The 14,352-nt window shown below is 54.7% G+C and carries 16 protein-coding genes; 15 read left to right on the top strand and 1 reads right to left on the bottom strand.

Annotated features, from left to right (window positions below):
- Positions 1 to 34: 34 nt before the first annotated feature.
- Positions 35 to 766: a class I SAM-dependent methyltransferase gene (locus tag RB298_RS06925; RefSeq protein ID WP_096775074.1), complete on the bottom strand. Its 732-nt coding sequence runs from the start codon at positions 764 to 766 to the stop codon at positions 35 to 37.
- A 194-nt stretch (positions 767 to 960) separates the two neighbouring features.
- Here RB298_RS06925 and RB298_RS06930 point away from each other — a divergent pair, with 194 nt between their 5' ends.
- From RB298_RS06930 to RB298_RS07000, 15 genes are all read left to right on the top strand, one after another.
- On the top strand, positions 961 to 1,206 hold the full coding sequence (locus RB298_RS06930) for a PepSY domain-containing protein (protein ID WP_096775075.1): 246 nt from the start codon (positions 961 to 963) through the stop codon (positions 1,204 to 1,206).
- Positions 1,207 to 1,461: 255 nt separating this feature from the next.
- Entirely contained in the window at positions 1,462 to 1,893 is a 432-nt protein-coding gene (locus tag RB298_RS06935; RefSeq protein ID WP_486046524.1) for an NUDIX hydrolase, read from the top strand.
- A 44-nt stretch (positions 1,894 to 1,937) separates the two neighbouring features.
- Positions 1,938 to 2,384 (top strand): NUDIX hydrolase, encoded by a 447-nt coding sequence (locus RB298_RS06940; RefSeq protein WP_375120805.1) that lies wholly within the window; start codon positions 1,938 to 1,940, stop codon positions 2,382 to 2,384.
- A 15-nt stretch (positions 2,385 to 2,399) separates the two neighbouring features.
- Complete coding sequence (locus RB298_RS06945) at positions 2,400 to 2,942, top strand: histidine phosphatase family protein (protein WP_096775078.1); 543 nt, start codon at positions 2,400 to 2,402, stop codon at positions 2,940 to 2,942.
- 213 nt (positions 2,943 to 3,155) lie between these two features.
- A complete protein-coding gene (locus RB298_RS06950; protein ID WP_096775079.1) occupies positions 3,156 to 3,344 on the top strand; it encodes a hypothetical protein in 189 nt (62 codons plus the stop codon).
- A gap of 235 nt (positions 3,345 to 3,579) precedes the next feature.
- Complete coding sequence (locus RB298_RS06955) at positions 3,580 to 4,185, top strand: DUF2087 domain-containing protein (protein WP_096775080.1); 606 nt, start codon at positions 3,580 to 3,582, stop codon at positions 4,183 to 4,185.
- Positions 4,185 to 5,111: a sigma-70 family RNA polymerase sigma factor gene (locus tag RB298_RS06960; RefSeq protein WP_192569586.1), complete on the top strand. Its 927-nt coding sequence runs from the start codon at positions 4,185 to 4,187 to the stop codon at positions 5,109 to 5,111. The genes RB298_RS06955 and RB298_RS06960 overlap by 1 nt, the downstream gene beginning before the upstream one ends.
- Positions 5,112 to 5,193: 82 nt before the next feature.
- Positions 5,194 to 5,640 carry a VOC family protein gene (locus tag RB298_RS06965; RefSeq protein WP_096775082.1) on the top strand — a complete coding sequence of 149 codons (447 nt, stop codon included), beginning with the start codon at positions 5,194 to 5,196 and terminating at the stop codon, positions 5,638 to 5,640.
- A 220-nt stretch (positions 5,641 to 5,860) separates the two neighbouring features.
- Positions 5,861 to 6,124, top strand: coding sequence for a hypothetical protein (locus tag RB298_RS06970; RefSeq protein WP_009593178.1), 264 nt, complete (start codon positions 5,861 to 5,863; stop codon positions 6,122 to 6,124).
- Between the two features lie 66 nt (positions 6,125 to 6,190).
- Entirely contained in the window at positions 6,191 to 6,979 is a 789-nt protein-coding gene (locus RB298_RS06975) for a prolipoprotein diacylglyceryl transferase (protein WP_486046528.1), read from the top strand.
- Between the two features lie 16 nt (positions 6,980 to 6,995).
- Entirely contained in the window at positions 6,996 to 8,411 is a 1,416-nt protein-coding gene (locus tag RB298_RS06980) for a radical SAM protein (protein ID WP_192569583.1), read from the top strand.
- 54 nt (positions 8,412 to 8,465) lie between these two features.
- Positions 8,466 to 9,599, top strand: coding sequence for an SGNH/GDSL hydrolase family protein (locus RB298_RS06985; protein ID WP_277748107.1), 1,134 nt, complete (start codon positions 8,466 to 8,468; stop codon positions 9,597 to 9,599).
- A 222-nt stretch (positions 9,600 to 9,821) separates the two neighbouring features.
- Positions 9,822 to 10,880: a LacI family DNA-binding transcriptional regulator gene (locus RB298_RS06990; protein ID WP_009593171.1), complete on the top strand. Its 1,059-nt coding sequence runs from the start codon at positions 9,822 to 9,824 to the stop codon at positions 10,878 to 10,880.
- A 1-nt stretch (position 10,881) separates the two neighbouring features.
- Entirely contained in the window at positions 10,882 to 12,759 is a 1,878-nt protein-coding gene (locus RB298_RS06995; RefSeq protein WP_486046531.1) for a cache domain-containing sensor histidine kinase, read from the top strand.
- On the top strand, positions 12,752 to 14,257 hold the full coding sequence (locus RB298_RS07000; RefSeq protein ID WP_486046533.1) for a response regulator transcription factor: 1,506 nt from the start codon (positions 12,752 to 12,754) through the stop codon (positions 14,255 to 14,257). The genes RB298_RS06995 and RB298_RS07000 overlap by 8 nt, the downstream gene beginning before the upstream one ends.
- The last annotated feature ends 95 nt before the right edge of the window (positions 14,258 to 14,352 follow it).

A 14,352-nucleotide genomic window follows, 5' to 3' on the forward strand; every position in this document is an offset into this window, starting at 1 on the left:
GAAGGGTGCTTTTTTTCTTGATGCCGCTAGTGAGCTACTCGCTCTTTTTCCCCGCAAGAAACAGAAACAACGGAATTCTGCGCCTGCGCTCATAGGTTTCCTCGTTGACAAAATACTCTCGCATAGGATGGGACTCCCTCAAGTGCTCCACGATAAAGCCGGCTTCCTGCATCGCCCGGAAGTAATCCTCGACGGTTCGATGGTACTTATGAACGGTGCCGCCGAGCCATTGCTGCTCCCGGTAGCCTTGGATGAAGTAGTTGTCCACCACCCAATTCGTTCTGGTGCCGGACGGCTGCAGCGTGGAGGTAATGACGGGATGCTCGACGGAGAAGATGAACCTTCCGCCTGGCTTCAAGGTCTGGTGAACGCTTCGAAAGATACCCCCGATATCCTGCAGATAGTGAAGGGCAAGCCTGGAGAGCACTACATCATAGGTGTCGCGCGAATACGCGTAATCCTCCATCCTCATGTGTTGAACGGTCCCGTTCTTGTAATCGGCCAGGCTGCTCGAAGCGGCTTCCACCATGTTGCGGGAGCCCTCGATTCCGGCATAGGAGGCACACCCCTCTTGAAGCAGTTCCACGCCGAAGTCGGCATCCCCACACCCCAGGTCCAATACATGAAGGCCCGCGATATCCCCCAGCAGCTGCCGGATGACGGGCTTTTCCAACGTATCGTTGGCATTCTCCTGCCACTGCCGCCGTTCCATGTATTTTTCGAAATTCTTGTCGTTGTCGTAAAAATCGGATCCGTGATAGCTCATAGACGCCTCCTTCGGATAACAGCCTGCATCCATCTTGATGTACTGTACCATAACGGAGAGACGACATGAATCAATAAGGCAAAAAAATCTTTGATGCAAAAATGAAACGGCGGCCAAGGTTGAATCGCACCAACCCTGGGTCCCCTTCATATGGTACATGAGCCGACTTTTTCATTTGAAAGGGGATATTTCCGATGTACGGCAATTACTATCACGTACCGGGGCGGGTAACCAGGCAGAGAGTTTCCATGCAGCAGGCCCAAGAAATTGCGTTGGCCCGCGTGCCGGGCCAAATCGTTCATGTCGATATGGAGCTGGAGCATGGCGTGCTGGTCTATGAAATTTTTATTATGACTTCCGACAACAGGCTGTTCGAAGTGGAGGTCCTCGCGAAATCGGGAAGGATCTTGAAGGTGGAGGAAGAAGACGACGAGGATTAAGGTCTTCAGGCTGAAAAATAAAAGCAACCGGGCGAGACGAGGAGGAGCACATCGTTTCGCTCGGTTTTATAACTGGGGCGTGTTTTAAGTTTCGGTGGCTTCGCCACGTCCGGACAGCGGATAGAGCTAGGCATGGTATTATTCCTCCTTATAGATTCAATGCTGGAACCTATTTTAAGGTCTCCTGTAAGGTGAGAGTCAATGGTATGATCATATAAAGTAAGATAGAAGAGGTTTATGGAGGGGAGGAAGCACATGTTCATCGTCAATGTGGAAGGTGCCGTGCATAAGGACGGGCAGTGGCTGATGATAACGCGCAGCTTGAAGGAAGAGAACGCAGGAGGAACGCTTTCGTTCGCGGGGGGCAAGGTCGACAAGGAAGGCAGCACGCCGGATATTCTGGAGCGCACGGTGAAGCGGGAGCTTTACGAAGAAGTCGGGGTTGAGGTGAAGGAAAACGTTACATATGTCTACAGCTCTTCGTTTGTAACGGGCGATGGCCGTCCCGTCATCAATATGGTGTTCTTATGCGAGTATGATGGAGGAACGCCGTATTGCAAAAGCCCGGACGAGGTCGATTCGGTGCAGTGGATGACGCCGTCGGAAATTAGGGATCATCCCCAGACGCCGCCGTGGACGATGGAGAGCGTGCGGCGGGCGGAGGAGGCGCGAAGGAAGCTTAAATAAGCATGGTTTTCGAAAAGCAAAATCCTAAGAAACGGGGGAAGGGTATGAGCAGCCTATTGCAGGTTCGAGTCACCGGAATTTTGATCGAAGATGAACGGATTCTGCTGGTCAAACAGAGCGTTTCGTCGGAACGCGGCTGGTCGCTTCCGGGAGGAAGGGTAGAGCAAGGGGAAACGCTGGAGGAAGCCATGATTCGGGAAATGGAAGAGGAGACCGGGCTTGTTACAAAAGTGACCAAGCTTCTGTATTTATGCGATAAGCCGGATTCATCGCCATCCCTTTTGCATATTACGTTTTTGCTGGAACGCTTGGAGGGGGAAATCCGCCTCCCGACGAATGAGTTCGATCTCAATCCTATCGGCGATGTGGTCATGGTCCCGATCGCAGATTTAGCAAACCACGGGTTTTCCGAGAAGTTTACGACGATCGTTCAGCGCGGATTTCCGGAGTCAGGAAGCTATCAAGGGCTCAAACGCAATATTGGATTATAGGGAGGTGCCGATCCCATGAAAAAAATATACATCGTACGCCATTGCCAAGCGGAGGGACAAGCGGCGGATGCTCCGTTAACCGAGCAGGGGCTTCAGCAATCGCTTGAACTTGCTGAATTTCTGCACGACAAAGGGATTGACCGTATTGTTTCAAGTTCTTATCGCAGAGCTCACGACACCATTACACCTTTGGCTGATCGCATAGGCGTGGCCGTTGTGCTGGATGCGAGGTTGACCGAGCGAATACTGTCGGGTCGGAATGCTCCAGAATGGCGGGAGATGCTGCGCAGAACCTATGAGGATCTGGACTTGTGCTTTGAAGGCGGAGAGTCAAGTCGTACAGCCATGCATCGTGCGGTAAGCGTAGTCCATGAGGTCCTGCAGAGTTCAAGCCGAAATGCCGTTATGGTATCCCATGGCAATCTGATCTCGCTTCTGCTGAAGCATTACGATAATCAGATCGGCTTCAACGAGTGGGAGGCTTTCTCCAATCCCGACGTGTATAAGCTCAGCTTCCGTTCAGATGTACCGGAGATCCAGCGGATATGGAATTCATAGCCACGAAAGAAGGCGTATGTAAAAAAGACTTCATAAGCATTTATTCCCTATATTTGGCGACGGCCCGTCCCCTATAATGGAGTTGCACGGATATCCGGCTTGTCCATCCTAAGGATTGAGCTTCGCATAACAAAGAATAATCGCGGCGGTGGCAAGCTGCGTGCATGGGTTCGAAATACCATTGGAGATTATGAAATAAAGGGGATATGAACCATGGCCAAAACAAAACGGGGCCGCGCACTATGGAACACGCCATCGCGCGGCCGCGGCACATGCCCGGTATGCAGCACGTCGCGCATCAAACTTCTCTACGTCGCCAACAAATCGGACGGCACGGCACTGAAGGTATGCAAGCGATGCCAGAATGCCGATCAGTCCAGGGTGGACGCAGCGGTAGTGTAAGAAGCGGCTTAGCTGATATCTAGGTCGACAGCAACAGAGCAACCGTGTTCCGTACGTGGAGCCGCAACATCCGAAAAACCCGTTCCTTCATGAAGAAGGGCGGGTTTTTTATGGTGCCAGGGCCTTCATTCTCCATAAGGAGGTTTACTTTGTAATTCGGATGGTTTAACATCTGATTTAACAAACTATAAATTAGATGAATGTTAAATTTGTATAAGGAGTTGAGTCGATAACCGTGCAATTGGATAAAGTGGTCAGTTATCACAAGGCGCTCGCAGACCCGACCCGAATCAAGATGCTCATCCTGCTTGCGGAAGGCGAAATGAACGGCCAGCTTCTGGCCGAGAAGATCGGCGTCACGCCGGCTACGATTACGCACCACGCGGCGAAGCTGCGGGAAGCGAGCCTCATCAACGAACGCAGGGACAAGAACACGATCTTTTTTTCGCTGAACGATTATTTTATAAAGAACAATGCGACAGCGACGGAGAATCTGATTTACCAAAGAGTCCGGTCCGAGGGCGTAACGGAAAGCTTGCAGGAAGAAGAACGGCGGATGAGGGATTCCGTGATCAAGAACTTCTTCACCTCCGACGGGAAGCTGAAGAGCATCCCTGCCCAGCTGAAGAAGAAACTCATCGTGCTTACGCATATGGTATCCCGGTTGGAGAAGGGACGGAAGTACAGCGAGAAGGAAATGAACGAGTTTATCAAAGAGTATCATGAAGACTTTGCGACGATCCGGAGGGAGTTTATCATGCATCACTTCATGTTCCGGGACAATGGGGTGTATGAGCTCAATCCGGAGAAGATGTGGGCACGGTGGGAGGATCTGTCCTAATGAAAGAACATTCGCCGCTAACCCATCAACGGATCGAGGATGCCAAAGCGGGGGATTTTGATGCCTACCGGATGATCGTCAACGAGTATTCCAACGCCCTTTTATCCGTTGCGTACAGCGTGCTGGGAGATTTCCACGAGGCACAGGATGCGGTGCAGGAAGCATTTCTGAAGTGCTATCGGAACCTCCATACGCTGAACGATCCAGCGAAACTGGGCAGCTGGCTGTATGCGATAACGCGCCGGACCAGCCTCGATTTTGCCAAACGAAGCAAGCAGGCTCTCCCCCTGCACGAAACGACTCCAGCATCGGACAATATCACGCCATGGCTGGAACAATATGTGATCCATGATTCCGTCTGGGGAGCCTTGCAGGGATTGGAGGAGAAGAGTAAATCCGTTGTCGTGCTGCACTACTTAAGCGAGTGGTCCATGAAAGAGATCGGACAGTTCCTTAACATGTCGGTATCTGCGGTTGAAAGCCGAATACGACGTGCCAGAGAAGTTTTGAAACAGCATCTAGCCCGTGACTTCGAGCATTATTTCCTTACTCATCGTTTGGGGAGGGATTTCGAGCAGCAGGTCTCGGAACATGTCCTTAAGCGAGCCGGTCATTTCTATATTCCAGTCACGGATAAGGGGCAGGCCACCGCCTGGTTTATCCTGCATTTTCATCTGGGAACCAGCAGGCACGGCAATCCGGTGCTGGAATCCGGACAGGAATTGTATTTGCTCGAGTGTCAGCGCCACGCCCCGGCTAGCATGCCTGTACTCACGTTCGAAGCAGCGAGCGTTGGGGAGTTAGAGCAGCGGCTGCATCAACAGGGGATTGGAATGGAGCCGATCCGGGAAGATGCTTTATTCGGCAAATTGCTGGTATTCTACGATCCCGACGGCAATAAGTATCATGCAATTGAACCGAATTGATAAAAAAATGGCTCTCCGTGACGGAATCGGTCCGGTTCCATCGTCTATATATTGAAACCACATTGAACAGGAGGTGAATCGAATGACGATAGACAACCCATTAAACGAAGCACCCAAGCTCCAATCCTTGAACAAGCCGCTGCTAAAGAAGGTTCATTGCAATTATCTCCCGGTAAGGAATCTTCCGCTGGCGGTAAAATGGTACTCGGAGCTATTTGGCCTTACGGTGAGAAAATGCGACGATACAGGCGCCATCTTGATCTTAGGGGACGGACAGTGGTTATTCCTGCTGGAAACACTGGATAACCGAACAGCCAACTTCATAACCAACCAATGGGAAGGGGAGAATTATGAGATGTTCTCGTTAACCTTCGAGGTCGAGAATATTACGGAGCTGCATAAGCGGCTGCGGGAAAATGGAGCACAGGTCGAGCCGCTGGTAGATCACGGCTCCTGCGGATTGCAGTTCAAATTCAAGGATCCCGACGGCAACAAGTTTAATGTTTGGCAGGATGCACCCACGAGCTGACCCATCGAACCGCAAGAATGGAAGGGCAAGCGCTGGCTTTGAATGAGTCAGAGGGCTTGCCTTTTTTTATTTCCGCGATTCCGATTGGAAACGGCGGCATCTTATGACGTCTTATGAATATTCACCCCAGGACCATCTGTCGTTTGCAGGTGGTGGTCTAATTCTCCGTTAGCGTTTACAATAGGCAATATAAGGGTTAAATGCCAAATGAGGTGATTCGATGGAATTTTACCGCTGCATGAACCATCCCGAAAGGGCAGCCGCCGCGCAGTGCACGCGATGCGGGAAGCCGGTGTGCGACGAATGCCATAATCCGGAGACGGGCCGCTGCCGCTACCGCTGCGGCGAAATGCCCCCCGCTCCCGGCATGCCCGGACGATCCAGGAACATATGGGTGACTGTGATCGTCTCCATACTAGCCATCTTGGGCGGGCTTACGCTGCTGCTGCTCGCGATTTGCGGAACGATCCTGTTTTCCTATTAAAGAACGCGTTTCGAACTCGAACAAGGTCTTATTTTCAACTCAAGTTTTCATTCAAGGAGTGGGCGGATGGAATTTCCTGTTTATTTGTACCTGGGCTCCTGGCGGATTCATCCGCATGTGTTATTTGAATCGCTGGCCTACTTTATCGGTTTTCGGGTATATTTATGGACCCGTCGGCCGAGCGGCATGACAAAGCTGATGAGCCTGCAGCTTCTGGCCGGCATCATCGCCGGGGCTGCCGTTGGGGCCAAGCTGCTGTACTGGTTTGAGGATCCGGCGGCCACTTGGGAACAGCTGCGCCAATTCCATCTCCTCTGGGGTGGCAAGACGATTGTCGGCGGTCTTCTCGGCGGATTGATCGGCGTCGAGCTGACCAAACGCTGGGTGGGCTGGAAGCATTCCACGGGCGATGATTTCGTGTACCCGCTGATGCTGGGCCTGGGCCTTGGGCGAATCGGCTGTTTTCTGACCGGACTCGACGACCACACCTATGGCACGCCGACAACCTGGTTCACGGGCGTGGATTTCGGAGACGGGATCTATCGCCACCCGACTCAGCTGTACGAGATCCTCTTCCTGATCGTGCTGGCCCTGCTGCTGGTGCCGCTGTACCGCCAAAGCCGCGGCAGATCGACTCACGAGGGCTATGTGTCCGGGCGGATGTTCCAATGGTTCATGGCCGGGTATCTGCTGTTCCGCCTGGCGATCGAATGGATCAAGCCGACGCCGCATCCTTACCTGGGATTGAACAATATCCAGCTGGCCTGCATCGCGGGCCTCATCTATTACGCATGGCTGATCGGCGGCAGAAACCGGCTTCGCCGCTTCACGTCGGATTCCCGTCTTCCAAGCTGACCAAAGGAGTATGATTATGCCAAAAAACCGGCCTTATCTGTATCATGAACTGACGAACAGCATATGCACCACCTGTTATCGCAAAGTGGAAGCCAAGATCATCGAGGAGAACGGCATGGTGTATATGCTCAAAAGATGCCTCGTGCACGGTCCGGAAAAAGTGCTGATCGCAACCGAGGCCGAGTATTACCATCAGACGCGAAAGTTCATCAAGCCGTCCGAAATGCCGCTCGTCTGGAATACGCCGATCCGTTACGGCTGCCCTTACGACTGCGGACTGTGTCCGGACCATGAGCAGCACAGCTGCCTCACGCTGCTGGAGATTACGGATCACTGCAATCTGCAGTGCCCGATCTGCTTCGCCGAATCGTCGCCGCACCGCACCTCCTACCGGTCGCTGGCACAGATCGAATTCATGCTCGACCGGATCGTGGAGAACGAGGGGGAGCCTGACATCGTGCAGATCAGCGGCGGCGAGCCGACGACGCACCCGGATTTCTTCGACATCCTGGATATGTGCAAAAGCCGTCCCATCAAGCATATCATGGTGAACACGAACGGCATCCGCATCGCCCAGGACCGCGATTTTGCGCGAAGGCTGGCCGAGTATATGCCCGGCTTCGAGATTTACCTGCAGTTCGACAGCTTTGAGGAACATGTGCTGAAGGAGCTGAGAGGGGCCGACCTGCGGCGCATCCGCCGGCAGGCCATCGAGCACCTGAATGAATTCAACATCTCCACGACGTTGGTCGTCACGCTGAAAAAAGGGCTAAATGACGGCGAAATCGGCGACATCATTCAGTATGGGCTTCAGCAAAAGGCGGTGCGCGGCGTCACCATTCAGCCGATTCAGGCGGCGGGACGGCTGGAGGGGTATGATCCGGCAACCGATCGGCTGACCGTAAGCGAAGTCCGGCGGATGATCATCGACCAGTCCGGAGTGTTTACGGACGCGGACATTCTGCCGGTGCCCTGCCACCCGGATTGCCTCGCCATGGGTTATGCGTTGAAGCTGGGCGGGGAAGTGCTGCCGCTGACGCGGATGATCGACCCGGAAATCCTGCTTGAAGGCGACAGCAACACGATTGTATTCGAACAAGACCCGGTCATCCGGGGCAAAATGTTTGAGCTGCTGTCGACGGGCCACTCGCCGCAATCCTCGGCGCTTTCCCTGAAGAGCCTGCTCTGCTGCCTGCCGCTGGCCGCCGTGCCGGAGCAGATTACGTACGACAACGTCTTCCGGGTCATTATCATGCAGTTCCTGGATGCCCATAACTTCGATGTCCGGTCCGTCAAGAAATCCTGCGTGCATATCGTGCATCCCGACGGGCGGATGATCCCGTTCGACACCTATAACATGTTTTACCGGGATGACAAGGAAGAGCTGCTGAAGGAGCTCAAGGAAGAGGTTGCCACCGCATGGGACAGATAAGCCGTTCTAAGGCAATGTACTTCAATTCGAGCTTACATAGGGAGGCGATACATTGTGCAGAACAATAGCCCTGAACCTGAGAAGGTGTCTCCATTTCAATTGGATCAGAACATGAAGATCGATCACGTCGAAGCGGACGAATGGTTATGGTATTCCCCATTGGAAGAGCCATTCCGAGTATCCGGCTTCGCCTGGTTCGACACCGAACGCATCTATCGCAGGCTGCCCGCCGTACCTGAGGTCCCCGTCCGACCGGAGGTGGATACGCTTGCGAACTGCACATCGGGCGGTCAAATCCGCTTCCGAACGGATTCGCGGAACGTATCCGTCCGCGTGCGGTTGACGGCAGGATCCGGCATGTACCATATGCCCCCCACCGGGGAGTGCGGAGTGGATGCGTATATCGGCGGCCCGGGCGAGTGGAAACATGCAGGAACCGCCCGTTTCCAGCCAGGTCAGGCAGAGTATGAGAGCAGCCTTTTCACTGTCGAAGACCGCAAAGCACGCTCGTTCCTGCTCAACATGCCCTTATACCAGGGCGTTGAGGAGATATGGATCGGAATGGAGCCGGGAGCCGAGGTCCTTGCGCCGGAGCCCTATGATTCCAGCTCGAGAGTGGTGATATACGGAACCTCCATCACGCAAGGCGGATGCGCGTCGCGGCCCGGCATGTCGTATACGAACATTCTGAGCCGCAGGCTCCATCTGGAGTTTATCAACCTGGGCTTCTCGGGGAACGGCAAGGGAGAGCCGGAGCTTGCCGAACTGGCCGCCCAAATCTCGGAGCCGGCCTGTCTCGTGATTGATTATGAGGCGAATTGCGGAGGGACCGAAGCTTATCGTCAGACCTTGCCGCGGTATATCGAGACCTACCGGAAGTTCCATCCGGAGGTTCCCATCATTCTGGTATCCCGCATCCCTCATGGAGCCGAGTCGTTCATGCCGGAATTTCGCGAAGGACGGCTTGAACGGAAAAAGTTTCAGATGGAGCTCATTCGGGAACTGACGGTGGCCGGAGACCATAACCTAACGTTTGTGGACGGATCGGATTGGTTAGGCGACGATCCCGGGGAAACGACCGTTGACGGGGTTCATCCGACGGACCTCGGCTTCAAGCTGATGGCGGACCGGCTTGAGCCTGTGCTAAGGCAAGTGATCGGCGATATGGCTGCAGCAGCAAGGCGATAGAACCGTTAACGGGGTGAACGGTTAGCGTGCTAATGGAGTAACGAAAGGCGTCATGAAACGTTCATAAGCTACAATCGTGAGAGAGCCCGTTCCAGGTTGGAACGGGCTCTTGTCTGCGCCGTCGCTGCATTCAAAAGTTTTAATTGTTTACCTAATAAATGAAATGTTATGATAACAATTAACTAATAACTTATCGATTACCTTAAAGGATGTGTACAGGTTATGGCAGGAAAAGTCACGATGCAGCAAATTGCCGATCATCTCGGCCTTTCGAAGTTCGCTGTTTCTAAAGCGCTTTCAGGTAAATCCGGCGTCAGTCTCGAGACCCGGGAGAAAATCGTGAACGTCGCGACCCAGCTCGGTTATTTTGCCAACAAGTCGCCGAAGGCCGGAGGCAAGAAGAACGAAGCCAATGCCGACGGCAGCCAAGCCGCTAAGGAGACCGTCATCGTGCTCGTGCCGAATGTCCGCTACCAAACGCGGGATTCCCTGTATTGGGGACGGATTATCGACGGCATCACGAATGAGCTTGAGGCAAGGGACACGGGGATGGTCATCGTGACCGATCAGTTCAAGGACAGCTTCGCGAATTTGATTAATCCGAGCGGGGTGAGAGGCATCATCGGCGTCGGATTTATCTCCTCTCAGCTGCTGCTCGAAATCCGCAGCCTGGATATTCCCTTCGTCTTAATCGATCATGAGGATCCGCTGATACCGTCGGATGCCCTGTTCATGAACAATGTGGAGTGCATGAGACGGGTGACCAATTATTTGATCGGGTGCGGGCATCGAAGGCTTCAGTTCGTAGGGAACGTCCGGTTCTCGCGCAGCTTCGCCGATCGTTATCAAGGCTATCGTTCCGTCCTCGGCGAGCAGGGGATCCCGCTGGATCAGAACGAGGAGCTCCTTAGCTTCGAAGGAGATAACCGCTCCGAGATGACGGAGTCGCTCGAGACGATACTAAGCCGGATGGAGGAACTGCCAACCGCCTTTGTGTGCGCGAACGACTCCATTGCCATCTGCATCATGACGGTGCTCGGCAAGCTGGGCGCCAAGGTGCCAGCAGACTGCTCGGTTACCGGTTTTGACAATATTGAGGATGCCGCTTATGCGGCTCCGTCACTGAGCACCATCCACGTCAACAAGGAGGCGTTCGGACGCAGGGCGGTGGAGATGCTGGCGAGACGGGTGGAGCAGCCAGACAGCCCGCTGGAAAAAATACTCCTGGCCGGCGATTTCATCCTCCGCGAATCCACCGCCTATGCAAAGAAGGTCGACTGACGTGAACCTGCGCGGCTACATTACCCGTCTATGGAAGGAGCGGCCGGCCGGACGCTTGGACAAGAAGCTGTTTGTGGTCTTTCTGTTTCTGATTATCCTGCCGATCGGACTCATCACGTATTTTGCGGCAGAGCGTTATACGGCCACCATCGAGAACAATACGGTCGCCTACGTGTCCCAGCTGTCGAGCAAAATGATGGGCAAGCTGGATGATTACGTGACCGATATGATGAAAATTTCGATCATTCCTTCGTACCTTAATGAAATCCAGTCCGGGCTCGAGATGTCCAATCGGCATTACCAGGCGGAAGGGCAGCCGAAGGAATCGGCAAGCCTGAACGAGAGCGAGCTGAAGCTCCAGATTACCCGCAAGGTCGAGCGGAGCATCTATTTCATGAACAACATCAAAGAAGGCACGAGCAACGTGTACCTGTTCGACCTTTTCGGCAACCCCTATTACGTGGTCAAAAGCGGCGGCAACCGTTCGAATCTGCAGCAGTACTATGACAACTGGCGCAAGCTGGCCACGGAGGCCGGCGGCCGGCCCGTGCTGGTCAGCACGCAGGAGATCGCCGTGTCCGCCGGCAGCAAGCAGTACATGTTCACGGTCGTCCGCGACATCATCGATAAATCGTACCATTCCATCGGCACCATTGTGGTGGATGCCAACATCGGCGTGATCGAGAACATCGTCACCGACCTGGAGGAGACGACGCACGGCACCACCTTCATTCTGGATGACAGCGGGACCGTGATCTATGACAGCGAGAAGAAATATTTGTCCCGCAGCATGACCGACAATGCGGCGCTTGCCCAGGCCACCGGCAACGAAGGAAGCTTTCGCCATAAGGTCGACGGGGAGGAGCAGCTTGTCGTTTACCGGAAATCCGAGCAGACCGGCTGGCTGATCCTGATTACGGTGCCGGAGCGGCAGCTGATGCAGGATGCGCTCAAGACCCGCAAGATAACGATCGCGGCGGCTGTCGGCGTTACCAGCTTTGCCCTCATCATTTCCCTGATTCTGATCTATGCGCTGACAAGGCCGCTGCGGTCCATCGTCCATCTGATGAAGCAGGTGCAGACCGGCAAGCTGGATGTGGTGTTCCCGGTCCGAAGGAGGGACGAGGCCTCGCTGATCGGGGTCTCGTTCAACCGGATGATGGCACGCATCAAACAGCTCATCGACGATATTTACGCGATCGAGAAGCGGAAGAAGGAGGCGGAGCTGGAGCGTCTTCAGCACCAGATCAATCCGCATTTTATCTACAATACGCTGGAAACGATCCGGATGACGGCCGTCCTTCACAACGATCAGGAGGTGGGGGACATGGTTCAGCTGTTAGGGCAGCAGCTTCGTTACAGCATTCATGCCGGCAGCGAGGTCGTGGAGGTGAAGCGCGAGTGGGAGCATGTCAAAGCCTACATCGAGCTGCTGAATTACCGGTACGGCGAGCGGTTCGTGCTGACGCTGCCGGATGATCCGGGGGCTGATTCCATTCGGGTGATGAAGCTGCTGTTTCAACCGATCATCGAGAACGCCGTCAATCACGGCTTCGACGAGAACAAAAACGTGCTGCATCTGACCATTACCTATGCCATGGATGGCATGAACCATGTGTTTACCGTTACGGATGACGGGCTGGGCATGTCGGCAGAAGCGCTTGCGAGGCTGCGCAGCATGCTCGATCAGGCGCAGTCCCCGGGAACGGACGGCCGGGGAGTCGGGCTGCGAAACGTGCACGAGCGGCTGCAGCTCCGATACGGAAGACCCTACGGCCTTACCGTAGACAGCGAGGAAGGGCGAGGAACCGCCGTTCGGATTACCTTTCCCGCGGAACATATAGAAGAACCGAGGACAGGAGGACTTGCAAATGCTTAACATCGCCGTAGTGGACGACGAGGAACGGATCAGGCTGGGGCTTGGCAAGCTGATACGGGACGCAGGCGAGCAATATCGGGTCGTAGGGACGTTTGCAAGCGGCCAGGAGCTGCTGGATCAATGGCATGAGCTCCAGCCCGACCTGGTCATTACCGATATCAAAATGCCGCAAATGAACGGGCTTCAGCTGATGGCGAATATCAAGCAGATGGCCTGCCGCACGAAATTCGCCGTGCTCAGCGGTTACAACGATTTCGAGTATGCCCGCACCGCCATGCGTCAGGGAGCGCTGGAATATTTGCTTAAGCCGGTCAACATGAAAGAGCTGCTCCGCATGCTGGAGAACGTCGACGAGCTGGTGAAGGGCGAGCAGAACGAGCGAAAGCTGGAGTCGGACGATCTGGTCAGCTTCCTGTTAGGCACGGATCAGCGAACAATGCCGGAGCATCTGTTCGAAGAAGTCTGCGACCGGCTGGATCGGCAGGCGCTGTTCCACGGACATTACGCGGTGCTCCTGCTTCGCACGTTCCCGGAGATCGCGGAAGAGAAGCTGCTGGCGTGGACGTCGGTCTGGGGGACGGAGCGGAGAATCATCGGCTGCGAAGGAGGAAGGCAAGCGATCTTGGCGTCCATCGCCGAGTCCGGCCATGCGGATATGGCGAGAGAATGGGCGGCCATGCTGCTTCAGCAGCTTCCCGCGGGCACTTCGGCGAAGCTGGGCATCAGCGGCGTATCCAGCGGGAGCCGCTGGCTCCCGCAAGCCTATAGGGAAGCCGCGAGCGTCCTGGAGCAGGCTTGGTACAGCGATGAACGGCGCAACTGCGGAGGCGAAGGCATAGCGGCGGTTCACCGGGAAGAGCGCTACCGGCTTGTCCGTTCCTTGGATAAACAGCTGCTTCCGGCGCTGCGTGCAGGCGAGTATGCACGCTTGTCGGCGGCGATGGGCACTTGGCTGGAAGAGACGGCTTCCCTGCGGCCCGGCTGGGCCGAATTGAGGGAAGCTTGCCTGACCCTGGAGTCGCATGTGGCGGAAGAGATGAAGCAGCGCGGCATTGACGCAGGGGATGCAGATTGGAACCTGGAGCCGGGGGACAGCGAGAATTGGCGTTCGTTCGCGGGCCGGCTGAAGCGCGCTGTAGAGGCTGCTGCCGGGCTTCTGGATCAAGGAAAGAGCGAGCATCGGGCTGTCGAGACGATCAAGGCCTATATTCAGCAGCATTACACCGAGGAGCTGGAGCTTCAGCACCTCGCCGACCTGGTCTATCTGACTCCGAGCTACTTGAGCAAGCTGTTCAAGACCGAAACGGGCGAGACGATTACGGACTATTGCATCGCCGTGCGAATCGAGCATGCCAAGCGGCTGCTGAAGGAGGATCACGGGCTCAAGACGTATATGGTCGGCGAACGCGTGGGCTACCCGGACCCGGCTTATTTCAATAAAGTGTTCAAAAAAATGACCGGAAAAACGCCAAAGGAGTATCGCGATTTTGTTAGGTGACTGTTATCTAAACTGAGGACAATAAAAGCAAACAAAGTCTATTATTTTTCGGGGCGCTGTCTTTTATAATGATTGAAAACGGTACCATTTCATCC

Origin of the sequence: Priestia sp. BR_2 (assembly GCF_041954005.1) — a bacterium.
GTDB lineage: Bacteria > Bacillota > Bacilli > Paenibacillales > Paenibacillaceae > Paenibacillus_AQ > Paenibacillus_AQ lautus_A.